This is a genomic window from Streptomyces sp. NPDC056224 (assembly GCF_042267665.1).
GTDB lineage: Bacteria > Actinomycetota > Actinomycetes > Streptomycetales > Streptomycetaceae > Streptomyces.
This window is the reverse complement of the sequence record NZ_JBHJTK010000060.1, coordinates 17,818-36,050: the sequence shown is the minus strand read 5'-3', so window position 1 is coordinate 36,050 and position 18,233 is coordinate 17,818. Positions and strand designations below refer to the sequence as shown.

Below are 18,233 nucleotides of genomic sequence, written 5' to 3'. Positions count from 1 at the left end.
CTCGCAGATGTTCATCACCGGCCCGGACGTGGTCCGCGCGGTGACCGGCGAGGAGATCACCCAGAACGGCCTCGGCGGCGCCGACGTGCACGCCGCGACCTCCGGAGTGGCCGCCTTCGCCCACGACGACGAGCACAGCTGCCTGGAGGACGTACGGCACCTGCTCTCGCTGCTGCCCGCCAACAACCGCGAGACCCCGCCGCGCGAGCACGGCGACGACCCCGCCGAACGGCGCACCGAGGCCCTGTCCGGCATCGTCCCCGTCAACCCGCAGCAGGCGTACGACATCCGCGAGGTCATCGAGGAGGTCGTCGACGACGGCGAGTACTTCGAGGTCCAGCCCGCCTGGGCGGCCAACGTGGTGTGTGCGCTCGCCCGGATGGACGGGTACGTCACCGGCTTCGTCGCCAACCAGCCGGCCAGTCTCGCCGGGGTGCTCGACATCCACGCGAGCGAGAAGGCGGCCCGCTTCGTGCAGTTCTGCGACGCCTTCAACATCCCGCTGGTCACCCTGGTCGACGTACCCGGCTTCCTGCCCGGCGTGGACCAGGAGCACGGCGGCATCATCCGGCACGGCGCCAAGCTGCTGTACGCGTACTGCAACGCCACCGTCCCGCGGATCTCGCTGATCCTGCGCAAGGCCTACGGCGGCGCCTACATCGTCATGGACTCCCGCTCCATCGGCGCGGACCTCGCGCTCGCCTGGCCCACCAACGAGATCGCCGTCATGGGCGCCGAGGGCGCGGCGAACGTCGTCTTCCGTCGGGAGATAGCCGCCGCCGCCGACCCCGACGCGATGCGCGCACAGAAGATCAAGGAGTACACGACCGAGCTCATGCACCCCTACTACGCCGCCGAACGCGGCCTCGTCGACGACGTCATCGATCCGGGCGAGACGCGCCGGGTGCTCGTCGGCGCACTGGCCATGCTCCGTCCCAAGTACGCCGGCCGGCCGTCGCGCAAGCACGGCAACCCGCCGGTATGACGGCCGGGGAGGTGGCGGCCGCCGACCCGGCGACCGTCCGGCCGGAGACATGGAAGATCACCGCCGGGCGCCCCGACGCGGTGGAGACGGCCGCCGTCCTGGCGGTCCTGACGGCCCTGATGGGCAGGCTGCAGCCCCCTCGGCCGGAGCAGCCGCAGGCGGTGGCGCCCGGCTGGGACCGTGCCCCGGCCGACGGGTTCCGCCCGGCCGGGACCTGGCGACAGGGCTGAGCCCGGCCCTTCGGCCGGTCCCGGACGAGCGCCTCCATCCCCTTTCCGCCACGCCCCGAGTGCCGTCCGGCACGCTCAAGGCGTCACGGTGAGCGACGGAGGGACGAGGATGACGGCGAAGACGATGGACAGGGCTCCCGCGAAGCCCGTGGCACTGGTCACCGGTGCCACCAGCGGAATCGGACTGGCCGTGGCCCGGGATCTGGGCGCCCGAGGACACCGGGTGTTCGTCTGCGCCCGCACCGAGACCGCGGTCAAGCAGACCGTCGCGGACCTGCAGGCCGAAGGGCTGAGCGTGGAGGGCGCGGCCGCCGACGTACGCGATCGTGCCGCGGTGGAGGCGCTGGTCGCCGCGGCCGTGGCGGCGTACGGCGAACCCGTCAGCATCCTGGTCAACAATGCGGGCCGCAGCGGCGGCGGCGTCACCGCGGGCATCACCGACGAGCTGTGGTACGACGTCATCGACACCAACCTCAACAGCGTCTTCCTGCTGACCCGCGAGGTGCTGCGCAACGGCGGCCTCGGCGCCGCACCCTGGGGCCGCATCGTCAACATCGCCTCCACCGCGGGCAAGCAGGGCGTACTGCTCGGTGCCCCGTACTCGGCCTCCAAGCACGCCGTGGTCGGCTTCACCAAGGCACTCGGCAAGGAGCTCGCGCCGACCGGTACCACCGTCAACGCGGTCTGCCCCGGCTACGTGGAGACGCCCATGGCGGCGCGGGTGCGCAGCGGGTACGCGCAGGTGTGGGACACCACCGAGGAGTACGTCCAGGAGCAGCTCGAAGCCAAGATTCCGCTCGGCCGCTACTCCACCGCCGAGGAGGTGGCCGGCCTGGTCGGCTACCTGACCACCGACCTCGCCGCGTCCATCACCGCCCAGGCGCTCAACGTGTGCGGCGGGCTGGGCAACTTCTGACCGGACGTGCGAGGGGGCCCGGGCGGTCGACCGCCCGGGCCCCCTGCGCGCGTGTCCGTGCGCGTGTCCCGCTCCTCACAGGACGGTCGGCGGCCCCGACACGTCCCGCACGACGGCCTGCGGAGCGATCCCGGAGGCCCGCCACTCGGCCAGCACCGGGGCGTCCACCCGCTCGTCCGACAGCAGGACGTGCCGCAGCGCCGGCAGGCTGCTCCCGCGCGCCGCCACGGTCAGCCGCGAGAACGCGGAGGGCAGCTGCGTCAGCACCGTCACCTCGCGCTCCGCCAGCAGCCGGGCGAACTCGCGCGCGTCGGACGCCGTTTCCCGCTCCACGACGACGGCGCGGCCGCCCGACAGCAGCGGCCCCCACATTTCCCGCATGCCCAGGTCCAGGCTCAGGGAGTGGAAGTACGTCCACACGTCGTCCGGCCCCGTCTCCAGCATCGGGACACAAGCGTCCACCCACGACAGCACGTCCAGGTGGGTGACCGGACGGACGGCCGGCGCCCGCCCCGGGTCGTCGCCCGAAGGAAGCGCCAGGAAGGCCGTCTCCGGCGGGACCTCGCGGCGCACCGCGGCCTCCGGCCGCACCGCGATGACGAACCGGCCCGCCTTGGCCACCGGTATCTCGTCGCGCAGCAGTCCGCCGTCCGAGATGACCGTCCCGGCGCCCGCGTCGCGCATCAGGAACTCCTGGAGCCCCGCGTTGTGCCCGGGCTCCAGCGGCAGCACCGCCGCCCCGGTGCGCATCGCGCCCACCACGGCGGCGGCGGCCGTGCAGGAGCGCTGCGCGCGTACGGCGACGGCCGAACCGGGACCGGTACGCCCCGACAGGCGACGCGCGATGTCGTCCGCCAGCCAATCCAGTTCCAGATAGGTCGCCTGGTCCTCCGAGTCCTGGGCGGCGACCCGGCCCGGATGGCGGGCGGCCGCGGCCGCGAAGCGGATGTCGATGCGGTCCCGGCGCGTGGGCCGCTCGCCGGACGGGTCGAGCCCGATCCGTCCGAGCAGACCGGCCAGGTCGGCAGACAACTGGTCGAGCTCCGGATGGTCCGGAGTGGCGTTCATGCGGCCTCCCAGCGGGCGGGTCGTTACTCCAGGGCCGATGGTGTCGTGGGAGACCGGAGAACCGCTCGAGTCTCGTCGTACAGGACCGGTCGGCGGCGGGTCGGGAGTCGCTCAAGACCCGCTGGACCACAGGTCCACGAGCGGTCGAGGACCGCTCGGAACGCTCTGGCCCGCCCCCTGAAGGCATGCCTACGATTCACGGGCTCATGCCGAAGCCACATGCTCCGCGTCGCGCTCCGAAGCGACCGTCGTAGACGCACGCACATGGAACTGAGCTTTGTGGCTATGGCCCGTCTCGCGAGACTGGACTTGACTGTACTCATGACTCAGAACACGCAGATCACCCTCGTCATCGGCGGCCACGGCAAGACCGGCCGCCGCGTCGCCGAGAGGCTTTCGGCCCAGGGCCGCCAGGTCCGGATCGGTTCCCGCAGCGGCGAGCCCGCCTTCGACTGGAACGAGCCCGCCACCTGGGTGCCGGCGTTACAGGGCGTCGACCGGGTGTACGTGACCTACTACCCCGACCTCGCCTTCCCGGGGGCCGCCGAGCAGGTCGGCGAGTTCTCCAAGGTGGCGGTGGCCAACGGCGCGCGCCGCCTCGTGCTGCTGTCCGGCCGCGGCGAGGAGGCCGCGGAGATCAGTGAGAACAACCTGAAGGCCTCCGGTGCGGACTGGACCGTCGTGCGCTCCAGCTGGTTCAACCAGAACTTCTCCGAAAGCTTCTTCCTGGAGCCCGTGCTGGCGGGCGAGATCGCCCTGCCGACCGGAGACGCGGTGGAGGCCTTCGTCGACGCCGACGACATCGCGGACGTCGTGGTGGCCGCGCTGACCGACGACAAGCACATCGGGAAGACCTACGAGCTGTCCGGCCCGCGCCTGCTCAGCTACAGCGACGTGGCCGCCGAACTGTCGAAGGCCACCGGACGCGAGATCAAGTACATCTCCGTCACCAACGACGAATACCGTGCGGTGCTGCGCGAGAACGACCTCCCGGAGGAGTTCGCCGACCTGTTCACCATGATCCTCGACGGGCGCAACGCACACCTGGTGCACGGCGTCGAGGAGGCACTGGGTCGCAAGCCCAAGGACTTCTCGGACTTCGCCCGCGACGCGGCGGCCGCCGGAGTCTGGAACGTCTGACCACGCACTGCGCCGCACGGCCGCGCACTGACACGCACGGCCGGGCACGGCCGGCACCACCCCTTCCACTCCTTGACCGGGCGGCGACTCTGGTACGGCCGCCGCCCGGTACTCGGGGTGTCCGGGGCCGCGTACACGCACCGCGCACGACCGACCGGCAGGAGGCTCTCGTGCCCACTCCCCAGGCGTTCTCCAGCGAAGACGGACCGCAATCACTTCCCCCGCACCTCCACGGCTTCGCCCTGATGCACATCGCGATGCGACGCGACGCGGCCCGGCTGCGCGCCGCGGCCCCCGCGTGGAACGGCGCGGGCGCCGAGTGGTGGCAGCGGCTCCACGAGGTCATCACCTGGCACCACACCAGCGAGGACGACGTGCTGTGGCCGGGACTGCGCCGCCGGGACGCCGACTTCGACGCGCAGGCACGCGAACTGCACGAGGACCACGAGGAGCTGGACGCGGCGATGGCGGCCGTGTCCACGGCGATCGCCCGCCGCGGCGAGGACCTGGTCCGGGCGGCGCAGACCTTCGAAGGCGTGCTGCGCGACCACCTCCGCGACGAGGAGCGCATCGTCTTCCCGGTCTTCGAGCGGCTCGGCGAGCGGGCCTACCTGGCCGAGGAGCGCAAGGTCGTCTCCAGCGCCCCGGCGCGGGTGATGACGTACCTCCAGCCGTGGATGTTCGACGGTGCCCCCCGGCAGGCGGTCGCCCACGTCTCCGCCACGATTCCGCCGCCGGTCCGGCTGATCGGTGCGACGCTGTTGCGCAGGCGGTACGAGCGCACACTGAAGGGAATCCTGACGTGACCAGCACGACGACGCAATCCGCGACCCTGGTGGCGGCGACGGTGGGCACCGGCCTGATGGCCGGCCTCTACTTCGCCTTCGACATCTCGGTGATGCCGGGCCTGGGCCGCGGGGACGACCAGACCTACGTGACCGCCATGCGGAACATCAACGAGGCGATCGACAACGGCCTGTTCGGCCTCCTCTTCCTGGGAGCCTTCCTGGCGACCGGCGTGGCGGCCGCGCAGCAGCAGCGCGGCGGCCGCCCCGACGCGGCACGCTGGGGCTGGCTGGCCTTCGCGCTGTACGGCCTCTCGCTGGCCGTGACCGCGATCGTGAACATCCCCCTCAACAACCAGCTCGCGCGGGCCGGGGCCGACGTCTCGGCTGCCCGCTCCCGCTTCGGCGGCCGCTGGGCCTTCGGCAACGTCGTCCGCACGGTGGCCTGCACGGCGGCCCTGGCCGCGCTGGGCCGCGCGCTGACCCTGCACGGCCGCGCGTCGGCGGTGTAGCGGGCCCGCCCGCTCTGCCACAGCGCCCGTTGCGCCCGCAGCACCCGCAGCACCCGTTGCGCCCCCGCGAACGGCGCCCGCTCTCTTTCCGTCCCCCGCGGGAGAGCGGGCGCTTCGGCGTGGTCTTCCGAGAGGATGTACGCATGGACACGCTGACCGGCCTGCTGGAAGGCCCCAAAGCCCGGGGCGCCTTCCTCCTCAAGTCCGTCTTCAACCCGCCCTGGTCGCTGCGCGTCGAGGACCGGGCCCCGCTCTCCGTCGTCACGATGGTCCACGGCGATGCGTGGCTGGTCCCCGACCACGGCACCCCGGTGCTGATCCGCCCGGGGGACGTGGCCGTCGTACGGGGCCCCGAGCCGTACACGGTCGCGGACTCCCCGGACACGCCGGTCCAGATCACCGTCGGACCGGAGCAGCGGTGCAGCACGGAAGAGGGGGAGGACGTCACCGACACGATGGCACTCGGCGTGCGCACCTGGGGCGACGACTTCCAGGACGCCGGCTCGGCGGTGATGCTGAGCGGCACTTACCAGGCACCCAGCGAGATCGGCCGCCGGCTGCTGAGCGCGCTGCCGACCCTCCTGGTCCGCCCGGCCGAGGCCGCCGACAACACCCTGGTCACCCTGCTGACTTCGGAGATCTCCAAGGACGAACCGGGCCAGGAGATCGTCCTGGACCGCCTCCTGGACCTGCTGCTGATCGGAGTCCTGCGCAGCTGGCTGGCCGCTCCCGGGAGCGGCGCGCCCGCCTGGTACCGCGCCCAGAGCGACCCGGTGGTCGGCCCCGCCCTGCGGTTGCTCCACGAGAATCCGTCGCACGGCTGGACCGTCGGGGAACTCGCCCTGAAGGTCGGCGTGTCGCGGGCCTCCATGGCCCGCCGGTTCACCGACGTCGTGGGCGAGCCTCCGGTCGCCTACCTGACCGGCTGGCGTCTGGCCCTCGCCGCCGACCTGCTCCGCGAACCGGAGGCCACGATCGCGACGGTGGCCCGCCGCGTGGGCTACAGCTCGGCCTTCGCCCTCTCGACGGCGTTCAAGCGCGTCCGCGGCATCAGCCCCCAGGAGTTCCGCACGGGCACGGCACCCGCCGCTCCGGCGCAGGGCCCGCAGCCGCCGCGCACGGTGGTGCTGCCCACTGCCTAGAGCGCGAGCCCGGCGACCGTCTGGCCGCCGCTGCTCTCGCCGGTGCGGTGGAAGCCGAGGCCGGCGTAGAAGGCCCCGGGGCCGTCGGGGCCCGGGTGGTACGTGACGTACGCGCGGTCGGCGCCGCGACGGCGCACCTCGTCGGCGACCGCCCGGACGGCGAACCGGCCGTACCCCTTGCCCTGGTGGGCGGCGGAGATGTTCAGACGCCACAGCCCGGAGCGGACGTCGTCCGGGTTCTCGTCCCACACGACGTCGAGGAAGGCCATCACGAACCCCACGGGCTCGTCCCCGTCGAGGATCAGCCGGGGCCAGGCCGCGGCGGGGTGGACGTACGCCTCGGCCAGGGACTTGACCACCGGCGAGACCAGGTGCTGCTGGTCGGCGCGGACGGATATGGCGCAGGCGGCCTCGAAGTTGTCCGCGGTGACCTCGGCCAGACGGGGAGTCGTGGTGCTCATGCCCGCACCCTACGAGAGCGCGGCCGCGGAGATCGTCGCGGGTACCGGCGCCCGCGGCGGGCCGCCGCCCTCGCGTGCCACCGCCGTCAGGACCAGGTCCGGGCCGGCCAGCCAGCGGCCCTCGTACTCCGGGTCCACGGGTGGGGGGACCGCAGGACGGAGCGTGGCCGTGAAGGTGCCCGCGGGGGAGAGGGAGAGGTCGGCGTCGCGGAAGCCGAGCCAGATGCCGGTGGCCGGGTACCACGCCTTGTACGCGGCCTCCTTCGCGGAGAAGAAGATGCGGTCCCAGGGCACGGCGGGGTGAGCGGCCGTCAGGGACGCGAGGCGGGCGAGCTCCGCCTCGGAGGCGATCAGGGCGAGGACGCCCCTGGGGAGCGGGCCGGCCGGTTCCGCGTCGATGCCCAGCGCAGCCACCGCGGAGGCCGGGGCCGCCACCGCCGCACGGTATCCCTCGCAGTGGGTGATGCTGCCGACCAGGCCCGAAGGCCACTTCGGCGCGCCGCCCGGACCCGGGAGCAGGGGGACCGGAGGGCGGCCGAGGTCCGCGAGGCAGCGGCGGGCGCAGGCGCGGGCCGTCGCGAACTGGCGGCGCCGCCGCTCCCGGCGGCCCTCCATCAGGGCCGCCTCGGCGGGGAAGAGAGGAGCCGGCGCCGCGTCGTCGAAGGCCTCCGACGACGTGACGCCCGGCGGCAGGATTTCCTCGATCATGGCCGGTACGTCACCGCGCGGCGAGTTCGGAGATCGCCGAGACCGCGAGCTGCGGACGTTCCAGCGGGAGCATGTGGCCCGCGTCCGGGACCGCTTCGAAGCGGCTGTCGGGGAGGACGTCCGCGAGTGTCCGGGCCAGGGCGATGTCGATCACCTTGTCGGCCTCGCCGTGCAGGACCACCGCCGGGACCTTGACCGACGCCAGTGCCTCACGGACGTCCCAGCCGCGGGTGCACCGGAAGAATTCCGCCCGGACCCGGGGGACCGTCGCCGCGAACAGCTGGCGGTTCACGTCCAGGACGACGGGGTCCACGCCCTTGCCCATGGTGGAGCCGAGCAGTCTGCGGCCGAGCCACGGGATGCGAAGGGCCCGGGAGAAGAGGGCGCTGCCCATCATCTTCACCTCGCCGTCCGGGGTGTCCTGGCCGTGCGCGGCCGTACCCAGCAGCACCAGCCCGCGCAGCCGGCCCGCCGACGGCGACGTGGCGGTGTACGACAGGGCCGCGAAACCGCCGCCCGAGTGGCCGGCGATCACCGCCTCGCGCGCGCCCGTCTCACCCAGCACCGCTGCCAGGTCCGCGCCCAGCCGTTCCACCGAGACCGGCGCGCGGCCCAGGGTGGAGGCGCCGTGGCCGCGCTGGTCGTAGAGCACGACCCGGTGGCCGGCCCGGATCAGCCGGTCGGCGACGGTGCCCCACGCACGGCGGCTGTGCGCCCAGCCGTGCACCAGGACCACGTCGGCTGCCGTCGGCGGCCCGGCCAGCGGGGCGAGGACGGTGACCGCGAGTTCGGCTCCGTCGTCCGTACGGACCGCCAGTTCGTGGGTGGTCTCCGGGGCCGTGGTCACCGCGGCACCGCCGACAGCTGCCGGTCCAGCGACTCGAAGGCCGCCAGGGTGCCCCTGGAGTGTTCCGCCCCCAGGTCCGCGACCTTCGACAGCAGTTTCAGCCAGCCGTGCGGGCTGCCGGTGAAGTGCATCGAGATCCGGGTGCGGCCGTCCGCCAGGGGTTCGAGCAGGAAGGTGCTGGGCCCCCGGAAGACACCGTCCACGTACTCGATGTCCAGGCGGCGGCCCGGTACCACCGCGACCGTGCGCGAGGTGAAGCGGAGCTTGAGCCCGCCCTTGTCGACGCCCTTGGTGTGCACCACCACGCCCACCTTGCCGCCGACCTCGTCGGGGGCGCCGGAGACCGTGCTGAACGTGTTGTGCGGGACCCACCACTTCTTGGCACCGCGGAACTCCGCGACGAGCGCGTCCCAGACTGCGTCCGCCGGGGCGTCGATCACCGCCTCGTCGATCAGGTCGTACGTCGTCATGCCGAAGCCTCCAGTGGATACGGAAAGGGAAGGGCGGGGGCGGGGTCCCTCTCCCCGCCCCCGCCGGGACTCGACGCGACCGGTAGGGCTGCCGTCAGGCGAAGAAGCCCTGGCCGGGCGTGAAGAGGTTCTTGGGGTCGTACTTCGCCTTGGCGTTGAGGAAGCCCGACCAGCGGTTGCCGAAGTGGCACTTCCAGTCGGCCCGGGTCATGTTCGGGATCGAGCCCACCAGGTAGCGCTTGGCGCCCATGGACACCGCGATGTCGTACAGGCGGCGGTTCTGGTCGAGCATGCCCTGGATACCGGGCTCACCCGGGTTGGGGAAGCGCAGCAGGTCGAAGAGGTAGCCGACCGACTCGGCCGGCTGCATCGCCAGCGGCCGCTTGATCTTCGAGGTGAAGTACGGGTAGAAGAGCAGGAACCCGCCGCCCAGCGAGTCGGCGGTCAGCTCCCGCTCGACCAGCTTCATGAAGGCCTTCGTCTTCGACGCCGGCAGGAACATGCTCAGCCACGGCTTGGGCGTGTACCAGTGGCCCGACTCCTTCAGGTACGTCTCGTACGCGTCGAGCCGGAACATGTAGTCCCGGTACGACACGTCCTCGATGAGCGCGTCGGCCCGTACGTCCTTCAGGTCGGCCAGCAGCCTCGCACGGTCCGGCGGGGTCGTGTCGTAGGTGGCGCCGACCTCCATCTTGTAGCGCCAGCCCGACCCGTCCGGCTTCTGCAGCATCTCGCCCGCGTGGACCTGGAACCGGCCGTCGGCCAGCACCTTCTCGGAGTCCGTGAGGTACGTCTCCAGGTCGGCGTAGAAGAGGCTGAAGATGACCGACCGCTTCGGCGCCGGGAGCAGCTTGACGTTGACCCGGACGATGATGCCGACCTGGCCGCCGCCCGACAGCGCGGCGTTGAAGAGCTCCGGGCGCAGCCACGGGGTGGCCGTGACCAGCTTGCCGTCGCCGGTGATGATGTCGATGGCCTGCACGGTGTCGCACAGCAGGCCGTGCTTCTGCACGGTGCCGCCGATGCCGCCGATGCTGATGGTGCCGCCGACCGAGATGTACAGGTAGTCCGGCAGCGCGGGCGGGGTCTTGCCCACCGCCAGGGTGGCGTCGGTCAGCTGGCCCCACGTCACACCGGCCTCCACCACGGCGTGGTCGCTGCCGATGGAGAGGATCTTCGACATGCCCTTGGCGTCGATGGAGATGCCGCCCGGGACCCGGGCCTGGCCGTACACCGAGTGCGACTCGATGTCGGCGCCCGTGCCGCCCTGCCCGTTGACCGCGACCTTGATGCCGTTGGTCCGGGCGTAGTTGACGATCTTGACGATGTCGTCGATCCCGCCCGGCCGCAGCACCGCCCACGGCTTGTTGCTCGCGGCGTCCCACAGGTGGCCGAAGTCCTTGCCGAAGGAGTCGACCACGGCCGGCGTGGTCTCCAGCGTGCCGACCAGCCCCGGCACCGGGACGACGTCCGCGTTGCCGGCAGCCTCGGCGGCCGTCGCCCAGCTCTGGTCGACCGTGTTCCATCCGACGACGGCGACGGCGGTGGCGGCGATGGAGCCGAGGATCTTGCGGCGCGACGGCTGCGCGGCGGCGCCCGAGGAGGCGGCGGCGGTCGTTCTTGGGGTAGTGCTCATCTGGGTGCGTCTCCCGATTCCCATGGCGTTCTACTGGTGAGGTACCGGCTTGCTGGTGCGCACCTGTGAGGCGAGCTGGTACTCGCTCAGGTCGAAGCGCTTGGTCTGGCTGCGGAAGCGCCAGGTGTACGTGGGCCAGATCGACGGGTTGCGGCCGCTCGCGTCCAGGTACCAGCTCTGGCAGTTGCCCGCGTTCCACACGGTGCCGTCGAGCTTGGCGTCGAGCGCCTCGTTGTAGGCGTCCTGCGCCTCCTGCCGGACCTCGACGCTGGCCAGACCCCGCTTCTCGATCTGCTTCAGCGCGTCGAGGACGTAGGCGATCTGCGCCTCGATCATCACGACCTGGGAGGAGTGGCCCAGGGTCGTGTTCGGGCCCAGCAGCATGAACAGGTTGGGGAAGCCGGCGATGGTGGTGCCGCGGTGCGCGGACATGCCGTCCTTCCACGCCTCGCGCAGCTGCACGCCGCCCCGGCCCCAGATCCGCTTCGCGACCGGGCGGTCGGTGGCCTGGAAGCCGGTGCCCAGGATGATGGTGTCGACCTCGCGCTCGACCCCGTCCTCGCCGACGATCGACGTGGCGCGGACCTCGGCGATCCCGTCGGTCACCAGGTCCACGTTGGGCTGCTGGAGCGCCGGGTACCAGGTGTTGGAGAAGAGCAGCCGCTTGCACGCCATCACGTAGTCGGGCGTGAGCTTGGCGCGCAGCGCCTCGTCCGGGACCGACTTCTTCAGATGGTCGCTCGCCATCTTCTGCATCTTCCCGGCGACCTTCGGACGGGCCATCACGAAGGCCAGGATCTCCCGGCCCCACATGTTGAAGTTCCGCCGGAAGTTCTGGTAGCCGGGCAGCGAGCGAAGCAACTTGGCCTGCAGCGGGCTGGTGGGCTTGTCGTTCTTCGGGCCGACCCACGGGGGCGTGCGCTGGTAGAGGTCGAGCTGTCCGACCTCGGGCTGGATCTGCGGGACGAACTGGATGGCCGAGGCGCCCGTACCGATGACGGCGACGCGGCGGCCGGCCAAGTCGTGGTCGTGGTCCCAGTTCGAGGAGTGGAAGACCTTGCCCTCGAAGTCCGCGAGGCCCTTGATGTCCGGTACGGCCGCCTCGCTGAGGTAGCCGGTGCCGGTGACCAGGACCTGCGCGGTGTAGTCGCCCTGCGAGGTCTCGATGCTCCAGTGCCGCTCGCCGTCGTCCCAGCGGGCGGCGACCAGTTCGTGCCCGAACCGGATGTGCGGGCGCACGCCGAACCGGTCGGCGGTGTCGCGGAGGTACGCGTACAGCTCGTCGCGCTTGCCGAAGGTGGACTTCCAGTTCGGGTTCTGGGCGAACGAGAACGAGTAGAGGTGGGACATGACGTCGCACGCACAACCCGGATAGCTGTTGTCGCGCCAGGTGCCGCCGACCTCGTCGGCCCGCTCGAACACCAGGAAGTCGTCGATGCCCGACTGCAGCAGCCGGATGGCGGTGCCCAGGCCCGAGAAGCCGGTGCCGATGACCGCGACCCGCAGGTGCCGGGTCGGGCCGCGGCCGCCGGGAGCCGGCTCGGTGCCCGTACGTGCTCCGCCGTCCTTGGCCGGTTCGAGAATGCTCGTCACGTCGGCCTCCTTAACGGCGCGTGATGGTGACGCGGAAGTTGTTGAAGAACTTGTCCTCGAGCGTGTACGCGAAGATGTCGAGGTAGCGCTCGAAGCGGGAGACGACCTCTTCGCCCTCCATGGCCACGGCCTCGTCCCGGCGCTCGGCCAGCAGGACCAGCCAGGCGCGGCAGGCCATCGCGAAGGACTCGCGCTCGTTGACGATCTCGTCGATCTCGAAGAGACCCTCGGCGGCGGCGCTGAGCTCGCTCAGGTGCGGGATGTGGCAGCCCTCGAACTCGGAGCGCTGCAGGAACTTCAGGTCGTCGAGGAGCGCGCGGTTCATCGGCAGCGCCTCGGCGGTCATGGTGTGCAGCACGAACTTCGCACCCGGGTTCAGGGCGTTCGCGACCTGCTGGAAGAAGTAGCGGTAGCGCTTGGTGCGCTCCTTCGGCGGCAGGTTGGAGGAGACGAAGTGCTCCAGCGCGTTGATGCAGAACGCGGCGTCGTACTTCTCGCTGTCGTCCGCGACCTTGTAGTCGGCCCAGCTCTGGACCAGCGTGGTGATCCGCGGGTTGTCGAGGCCGGCGATGAACGCCTCCTGGGTGCGGGACAGGGTCAGGCCGACGGCCTGCTCCGCGCCGTGCACGGTGGTGAGCCGGTTGAGCATGGTGCCCCAGCCGCAGCCGATGTCCAGGACGCGCTTGACACCGCCGGTGCCCACGTTCGCGAGCTCGGCGAACTTGTCGAGCTTGCGCTCCTGGGCCTCGTCCAGGGTGGCGACCAGGTCCTCACCGTCTTCCCAGTAGCCGCCGGAATACATCATCGTGGGGCCCAGCAGGAGCCGGTAGAAATCGTTGCTGACCTCGTAGTGGTGCCTGATCGCATCGACCTCGGGGTCCACCGACTTGGGGGCGACCGTTGTCATCCTGATCCTCTTTCCTGCGTGTCCGGCGGGCCGTGTTTCCGAATTCGCGTCCGAGAAAACCGGATGCCCCGCAAGGCGTGCGCAAGACGGTCCGGATTCGCGAACGCGGGCCGTGTTGCGCCTTCCTTGCGGGGGCGGAGCTTTCATCGCTCTCGAAATCAGATACGCACTGCCGAGTTGCATTGCCGAGAGAGGACCGACCCCATGTCGCTGCCCACCATCGAAGAACTGGCGAGCCAGCTCGAGGCCGTCTCGGGTGCCGCGGAGGTCAGCCCCGACGCCCCGCTCCAGCACATCGCGGACGTCGACTCGCTGGACCTGATGGAGTGGCTGTACGGATTCCAGAACCAGTACCCGCACATCCCGGCCGACGAGTCGCTCTTCGCCGACCTCGACGACACGACCACCCTGCGTGACGTGTACGCGAAGATCGTCGACCTCGTCCCGGCTCAGGCGTAGCGAGGGGTGACGTGACCGGCTTCGACATCACTGGGTGGGGCATGTCCGTACCCGAACGCATCGTCACCAGTGCCGAGCTCGCGGCACGTTTCGGCGTCGACGAGCACTGGGTCGTCAGCCGCTGCGGCATCCGCGAGCGGCGGGCGGTCAATCCGGGGCAGACGACCGCCTCCCTGGCCGTCGAGGCCGGCCGGCGCGCGCTGGAGAAGGCGGGCCTGACCGGCGCCGACATCGCCCACCTCATCGTGGCGACCGCCACGCCCGAGCAGCCGTCCCCGGCCACGTCCGCGTTCGTCCACCACGAACTGGGCATCTCGGGGAGCGCGCACGACGTCAACTCCGAGTGCGCGGGGTTCGTCTACGGGCTGGTGTCCGCGATGGCACTGATCGCCATCGACCCCCGTCCGATCCTGCTGATCGGCTCCGACACCCACACCCTGACGGCCAACCCGGCCGACCGGGACCTGTCCATCCTCGTCGGCGACGGGGCGGGTGCGGTCGTCCTGCAGCCGGGCGCGGAGAACCGGGTCAAGGCGTGGAACCTGGGCGCCGACGGCGCCTGCACCGGCTCGCTCAAGGTGCTCGCCGGCGGCAGCCGGATGCCGACCACCGAGGAGACGGTGGCCGCGGGCCTCCACTACGCGCAGATCAACGGCAACGAGATCTACCTCAACGCCGTCCGCTACACCGTCCGTACGGTGCGCGAGACGCTGGAGAGCGCCAAGGTGGACGCGGCGGACGTCGACCACGTCGTCCCGCACCAGGCCAACATCCGGATCATCAACTCGATCCTGTCGCACACCGGGCTGCGGCAGGAGGCTCTGATCACCAACCTGCAGAAGTACGGCAACACGGCCTCGGCGTCGATCCCGATCGCACTGACCGAAGCCCTTGAGGAGGGCCGGATCAAGGCCGGCGACAAGGTCCTGCTGGCCGGCTTCGGAGCCGGCATGACATGGGGTTCGATCCTGCTGGAATGGGGCGGTGTCGCGGCATGAGCAAGAAAAGTGCGGGTGTGCGGCCACAGTCCCCGGTCGCGCTCGTGACCGGCGCCTCGGGTGGCCTCGGCCAGGCCCTGGCGCTGGAGCTGGACGCGCTGGGCTGCCGGGTGGCGGTCCACTACAACAGCTCCAGGGAGGCCGCCGAGGCCGTCCGCGAGAAGCTGGTGAACCCGTCGGCGCTGGTCACGGGTGACGTCGGTTCGTGGGAGGCCACCCAGGCCCTCTACGAGCGGATCTCCGCCGAGCTCGGTCCGGTGGACGTCCTCGTCAACAACGGGGCCATCCGCAAGGACAGCCTGATGGCGATGCAGAACCCGGCGGACTGGGCGCAGGTCATCCAGACCAACCTGATCGGGTCGTTCCACACCGCCCGGGTCTCGGTGCCGCACATGCTGCGGCAGCGGTGGGGGCGGGTGATCAACATCGTGTCCCCGTCGGGCATCATCGCGACGGCCGGCCAGACCGCCTACTCGGCGTCCAAGGCGGGTCTGATCGGTTTCACCCGCACGCTCGCGTCGGAGTGCGGCCGGCGCGGGGTGACGGTGAACGCGCTGTCTCCCGGCTTCATGATCACAGGCATGACGAACACCCTCCCGGACCGGGTGATCGAGGGCATGGAGGACAAGGCCCCGATCCCCCGCTTCGTCACGGTCGAAGAGGTCGCCCGCAGTGCGGGCCTCTTCCTGGACCAGGACTGCATGACGGGCCAGGTCATCAGCATCGACAGCGGCGTGTCCATCACCTGACCCCCGCGGTCCCCTCCCCGGCCCCGGCCTCCCACCCCCAGGGGAGGCCGGGGCCGCTCGTCGTCCGCCGGGGCGCCGGGGCGCCGGGGCCCGCGGTCGCGAGGGTGCGCCGGCGTACGGGCACACGGGCACGGGCACACGTAGAGGCCGCCACCGCGGAGTTCGCGGTGGCGGCCTCTTCGTGCGGGCGGGTGTGCGGACGGATCAGGCGGCGGGGGCGGACGTCATGCGGTGCGTGACGCAGCCGTGGTCGGCCAGGGAGCACGGCCGGGGCGCGGGCGCGCGGTGGTCCACCTCGAAGACCCCCATCAGGACCGGGTCCAGACAGGTGACGGAGCGCGGGGCCGGCCGGGGCTCCGGCGTGCGGAGCAGTTCCAGGTAGGCCGCCTCCGTCTCCGGCGCCGGGTCGATGCCCAGCTCCTCCGCCAGCACCTCGCGCAACTGCTGGTAGCTGCGCAGCGCTTCCGCCCGGTTGCCGGCCCGGGTGTGGGCCGTCATCCGGCAGCGGTACGCGCTCTCCCGGAACGGGGCCCGGCGGACCGCCTCCTCCGCGTACCGCAGCGCGTGGTGTTCGTCGCCGAGCGCGGAGGAGGCCAGGCTCGCCGTCTCCAGCGCCTTGAGGCGGAGCTCCTCGAGCTGCTCGCGCATCGCGTCGACCCAGTCCCCCTCGTGCGAGGGCAGGAACGAGCCGCGCAGGTTCGACACGGCGCCGGCCGCGAGCTGCTGGGCCACCGCGTAGGCGCCCTCCGCGTACGCCTCGGCGGCCTCGGTCACCGCGGTCTCCGCGACCTCCACGTCCACGGCCGTGTCCCGTGGTATCCGCAAGAGGTAACGACCGCCCTGCGCGACCAGCGGAGTCACCCCCGGCTGGTCCTGCGGCGTCGTGACGAACGTACGCACCCGGCTCACGATGCTGCGCAGCGCCGAAGCCCAGGTGTCGGGAAGGCCCTCGGGCCATACGGTTTCAGCCAGTTGGTCACGGTCCGTACCATCGGCCCGCTCGATGAGCAGCCGGGCGAACGCCACTTGCGCCTGGGCGCCCGAGAGGTGCTGCGGCGGTGCTCCGTCCGGCTCGATCGTGACAAGACCTATGAGTCTGATCAGCACTATGCACTCTCCGAAACGGTCGGCTTCCGGCCGTGTCCCCCACGTTCGTGCGATTCAGAGGATAACGGCGGGCCGTCTCCGCGTGTCAACAGCGGCCGGCAAACATTCCCATCCGAATGAAACCCCAGGTCCGGGCATTCCCTTCCGCTTTTCGAGCGCTGCTGTGGTCCGGCTGGGGTCCCGCTCTTGCGCCGCTATTGCGCCCCCCGAGTCTTAATGGAATTCCACTAGAGCCCGGCCGGAAGAACGGCGGAGCACCGATGGAGTTCCGGGTCCTCCGGACGATCGCGACGAGGAGAAGCACGTGAACGCATCCGCTGCCTGGGCCCGCCTGGAGCCGAAACTCGCCTACTTCCGTGACCGGGTCGCGTCGCTGGAGTACGAGCCCAACCGCAAGAACAGTTTCGTGGCGTACACCGCCGAACGCGACTCGGCCTACGCGGACCAGGACGGCCGGCGGCTGCTGATGATGTCCGGGTACTCCTACCTCGGGCTCGCGGGCGACGAACGCGTCGTCTCCGCCGCCAAGGCGGCCGTCGACCGCTACGGCACCGGTAACCACGGTGTCCGCGCCCTGGCCGGAACCACCCCGCTGCACGAGGAGCTGGAGGCCGAGGTCGCCAAGGTGGCCGGCCGCGAGCGGGCCCTGGTGTTCGGCTCCGGCTACGCGGCGAACACCGGCACCGTCGGCGCCATCGTCGGCCCCGGCGACACCGTCTTCATCGACAAGTACGACCACGCCAGCATCGTCGACGGCTGCAAGCTCTCCGGCGCCACCGTCACCCGCTTCCGCCACAACGACGTCGCCCACCTGGAGCGCCGCCTCGCCGCCGCCCCCGACAGCGGTGTCCGCCTGGTCATCGTCGACAGCGTCTACTCGATGGACGGCGACATCGCCCCCCTCGTCGAGCTGCGCAAGGTCTGTGACGCCCACAACGCGCTGCTCATGGTCGACGAGGCCCACGCCCTCGGCGTCATCGGTGCCACGGGCAAGGGCATCGAGGAGCACTTCGACTACGAGGTGAAGGTCGACGTCAAGCTCGGCACCCTGTCCAAGGCCATCCCCTCCATGGGCGGCTGGGTGGCCGGCTCCGCCGAATTCATCCACCACCTGCGCTACGCGGCCCGGCCCTTCCTCTTCTCCGCCGCCCTCGGCGGAGCCCAGACCGGAGCCGCCCTGGAGTCCCTGCGGATCCTGCAGCGCGAGCCGGAGCGGGTGGAGTTCATCCAGCGGGAGTCGGCGCGCTTCCGCGGCATGCTCAATGACGCCGGCATCAGCACCGTCGACAGCGAGACCGCCGTCGTCCCGGTCATCGCCGGCTCCGACGAGGCCGCGTACGACCTCGCGACCGTCGCCCGCAAGAACGGCGTCATCGGTCTCCCGGTGGTCACCCCGGCCGTCCCCAACGACCTGGCCCGGCTGCGCATCGCCATCACCGCCGCCCACACCAAGGCCGACATCGACTTCGCCGCCGAGGCCCTCATCGAGTCGGCGCGCGAGTGCCGGATCATCTGACCGC

At 71.3% G+C, this 18,233-nt stretch carries 20 protein-coding genes; 11 read left to right on the top strand and 9 right to left on the bottom strand.

All coding sequences use genetic code 11. From position 1 onward, the window contains the following. The 3 genes from ACFCZ1_RS35505 to ACFCZ1_RS35495 all read left to right on the top strand — a co-directional run. On the top strand, positions 1-985 hold a 985-nt coding region (locus ACFCZ1_RS35505), incomplete at its 5' end, for an acyl-CoA carboxylase subunit beta (protein ID WP_376682418.1). Then, positions 982-1,215 (top strand): hypothetical protein, encoded by a 234-nt coding sequence (locus ACFCZ1_RS35500; protein WP_376682417.1) that lies wholly within the window; start codon positions 982-984, stop codon positions 1,213-1,215. The genes ACFCZ1_RS35505 and ACFCZ1_RS35500, both read left to right, overlap by 4 nt. 109 nt (positions 1,216-1,324) lie before the next feature. Next, complete coding sequence (locus ACFCZ1_RS35495; protein WP_376682416.1) at positions 1,325-2,131, top strand: SDR family NAD(P)-dependent oxidoreductase; 807 nt, start codon at positions 1,325-1,327, stop codon at positions 2,129-2,131. 75 nt (positions 2,132-2,206) lie between these two features. On the opposite strand, the gene ACFCZ1_RS35490 is transcribed toward ACFCZ1_RS35495, so the two are convergent. Then, positions 2,207-3,199, bottom strand: a complete 993-nt coding sequence (locus ACFCZ1_RS35490; RefSeq protein ID WP_376682415.1) for an AMP-binding protein — start codon at positions 3,197-3,199, stop codon at positions 2,207-2,209. Positions 3,200-3,520: 321 nt separating this feature from the next. Between ACFCZ1_RS35490 and ACFCZ1_RS35485 the strand changes: the two genes are divergently transcribed. From ACFCZ1_RS35485 to ACFCZ1_RS35470, 4 genes are all read left to right on the top strand, one after another. Continuing rightward, positions 3,521-4,339, top strand: a complete 819-nt coding sequence (locus tag ACFCZ1_RS35485) for an NmrA family NAD(P)-binding protein (RefSeq protein WP_376682414.1) — start codon at positions 3,521-3,523, stop codon at positions 4,337-4,339. Between the two features lie 170 nt (positions 4,340-4,509). Beyond that, positions 4,510-5,145 (top strand): hemerythrin domain-containing protein, encoded by a 636-nt coding sequence (locus ACFCZ1_RS35480; RefSeq protein ID WP_376682413.1) that lies wholly within the window; start codon positions 4,510-4,512, stop codon positions 5,143-5,145. Continuing rightward, positions 5,142-5,636 carry a DUF1772 domain-containing protein gene (locus ACFCZ1_RS35475; protein WP_376682412.1) on the top strand — a complete coding sequence of 165 codons (495 nt, stop codon included), beginning with the start codon at positions 5,142-5,144 and terminating at the stop codon, positions 5,634-5,636. The genes ACFCZ1_RS35480 and ACFCZ1_RS35475 overlap by 4 nt, the downstream gene beginning before the upstream one ends. A gap of 143 nt (positions 5,637-5,779) precedes the next feature. Beyond that, on the top strand, positions 5,780-6,778 hold the full coding sequence (locus ACFCZ1_RS35470; protein ID WP_376682411.1) for an AraC family transcriptional regulator: 999 nt from the start codon (positions 5,780-5,782) through the stop codon (positions 6,776-6,778). Here ACFCZ1_RS35470 and ACFCZ1_RS35465 read toward each other — a convergent pair. From ACFCZ1_RS35465 to ACFCZ1_RS35435, 7 genes are all read right to left on the bottom strand, one after another. Next, positions 6,775-7,239, bottom strand: a complete 465-nt coding sequence (locus ACFCZ1_RS35465) for a GNAT family N-acetyltransferase (RefSeq protein ID WP_376682410.1) — start codon at positions 7,237-7,239, stop codon at positions 6,775-6,777. The genes ACFCZ1_RS35470 and ACFCZ1_RS35465 overlap by 4 nt on opposite strands. A 9-nt stretch (positions 7,240-7,248) precedes the next feature. Next, the gene (locus ACFCZ1_RS35460; protein ID WP_376682409.1) at positions 7,249-7,947 is read right to left on the bottom strand and encodes a 4'-phosphopantetheinyl transferase; all 699 of its coding nucleotides are present in this window, start codon (positions 7,945-7,947) and stop codon (positions 7,249-7,251) included. 10 nt (positions 7,948-7,957) lie between these two features. Further along, positions 7,958-8,794: an alpha/beta fold hydrolase gene (locus ACFCZ1_RS35455; protein WP_376682408.1), complete on the bottom strand. Its 837-nt coding sequence runs from the start codon at positions 8,792-8,794 to the stop codon at positions 7,958-7,960. Next, positions 8,791-9,264, bottom strand: a complete 474-nt coding sequence (locus tag ACFCZ1_RS35450) for an SRPBCC family protein (protein WP_376682407.1) — start codon at positions 9,262-9,264, stop codon at positions 8,791-8,793. Before ACFCZ1_RS35450 ends, ACFCZ1_RS35455 begins: the two co-directional genes overlap by 4 nt. Before the next feature lie 94 nt (positions 9,265-9,358). After that, complete coding sequence (locus ACFCZ1_RS35445; RefSeq protein ID WP_376682406.1) at positions 9,359-10,900, bottom strand: FAD-binding protein; 1,542 nt, start codon at positions 10,898-10,900, stop codon at positions 9,359-9,361. A gap of 30 nt (positions 10,901-10,930) precedes the next feature. Beyond that, the gene (locus ACFCZ1_RS35440) at positions 10,931-12,493 is read right to left on the bottom strand and encodes a flavin-containing monooxygenase (RefSeq protein WP_376682405.1); all 1,563 of its coding nucleotides are present in this window, start codon (positions 12,491-12,493) and stop codon (positions 10,931-10,933) included. A 10-nt stretch (positions 12,494-12,503) separates the two neighbouring features. Then, positions 12,504-13,400: a class I SAM-dependent methyltransferase gene (locus ACFCZ1_RS35435; RefSeq protein ID WP_376682404.1), complete on the bottom strand. Its 897-nt coding sequence runs from the start codon at positions 13,398-13,400 to the stop codon at positions 12,504-12,506. A gap of 204 nt (positions 13,401-13,604) precedes the next feature. On the opposite strand from ACFCZ1_RS35435, the gene ACFCZ1_RS35430 reads away from it, so the two are divergent. From ACFCZ1_RS35430 to ACFCZ1_RS35420, 3 genes are read left to right on the top strand one after another with little or no spacing between them, the layout of a single operon-like run. Beyond that, a complete protein-coding gene (locus ACFCZ1_RS35430) occupies positions 13,605-13,859 on the top strand; it encodes a hypothetical protein (protein ID WP_030390264.1) in 255 nt (84 codons plus the stop codon). 11 nt (positions 13,860-13,870) lie between these two features. Beyond that, entirely contained in the window at positions 13,871-14,857 is a 987-nt protein-coding gene (locus ACFCZ1_RS35425; protein ID WP_376682403.1) for a 3-oxoacyl-ACP synthase III family protein, read from the top strand. Next, positions 14,854-15,606, top strand: coding sequence for an SDR family NAD(P)-dependent oxidoreductase (locus tag ACFCZ1_RS35420; protein ID WP_376682402.1), 753 nt, complete (start codon positions 14,854-14,856; stop codon positions 15,604-15,606). The genes ACFCZ1_RS35425 and ACFCZ1_RS35420 overlap by 4 nt, the downstream gene beginning before the upstream one ends. A 204-nt stretch (positions 15,607-15,810) precedes the next feature. On the opposite strand, the gene ACFCZ1_RS35415 is transcribed toward ACFCZ1_RS35420, so the two are convergent. Beyond that, complete coding sequence (locus ACFCZ1_RS35415; RefSeq protein ID WP_376682401.1) at positions 15,811-16,713, bottom strand: BTAD domain-containing putative transcriptional regulator; 903 nt, start codon at positions 16,711-16,713, stop codon at positions 15,811-15,813. A 304-nt stretch (positions 16,714-17,017) separates the two neighbouring features. Here ACFCZ1_RS35415 and ACFCZ1_RS35410 point away from each other — a divergent pair, with 304 nt between their 5' ends. Then, complete coding sequence (locus tag ACFCZ1_RS35410; protein WP_376682400.1) at positions 17,018-18,229, top strand: aminotransferase class I/II-fold pyridoxal phosphate-dependent enzyme; 1,212 nt, start codon at positions 17,018-17,020, stop codon at positions 18,227-18,229. Positions 18,230-18,233 lie beyond the last annotated feature (4 nt).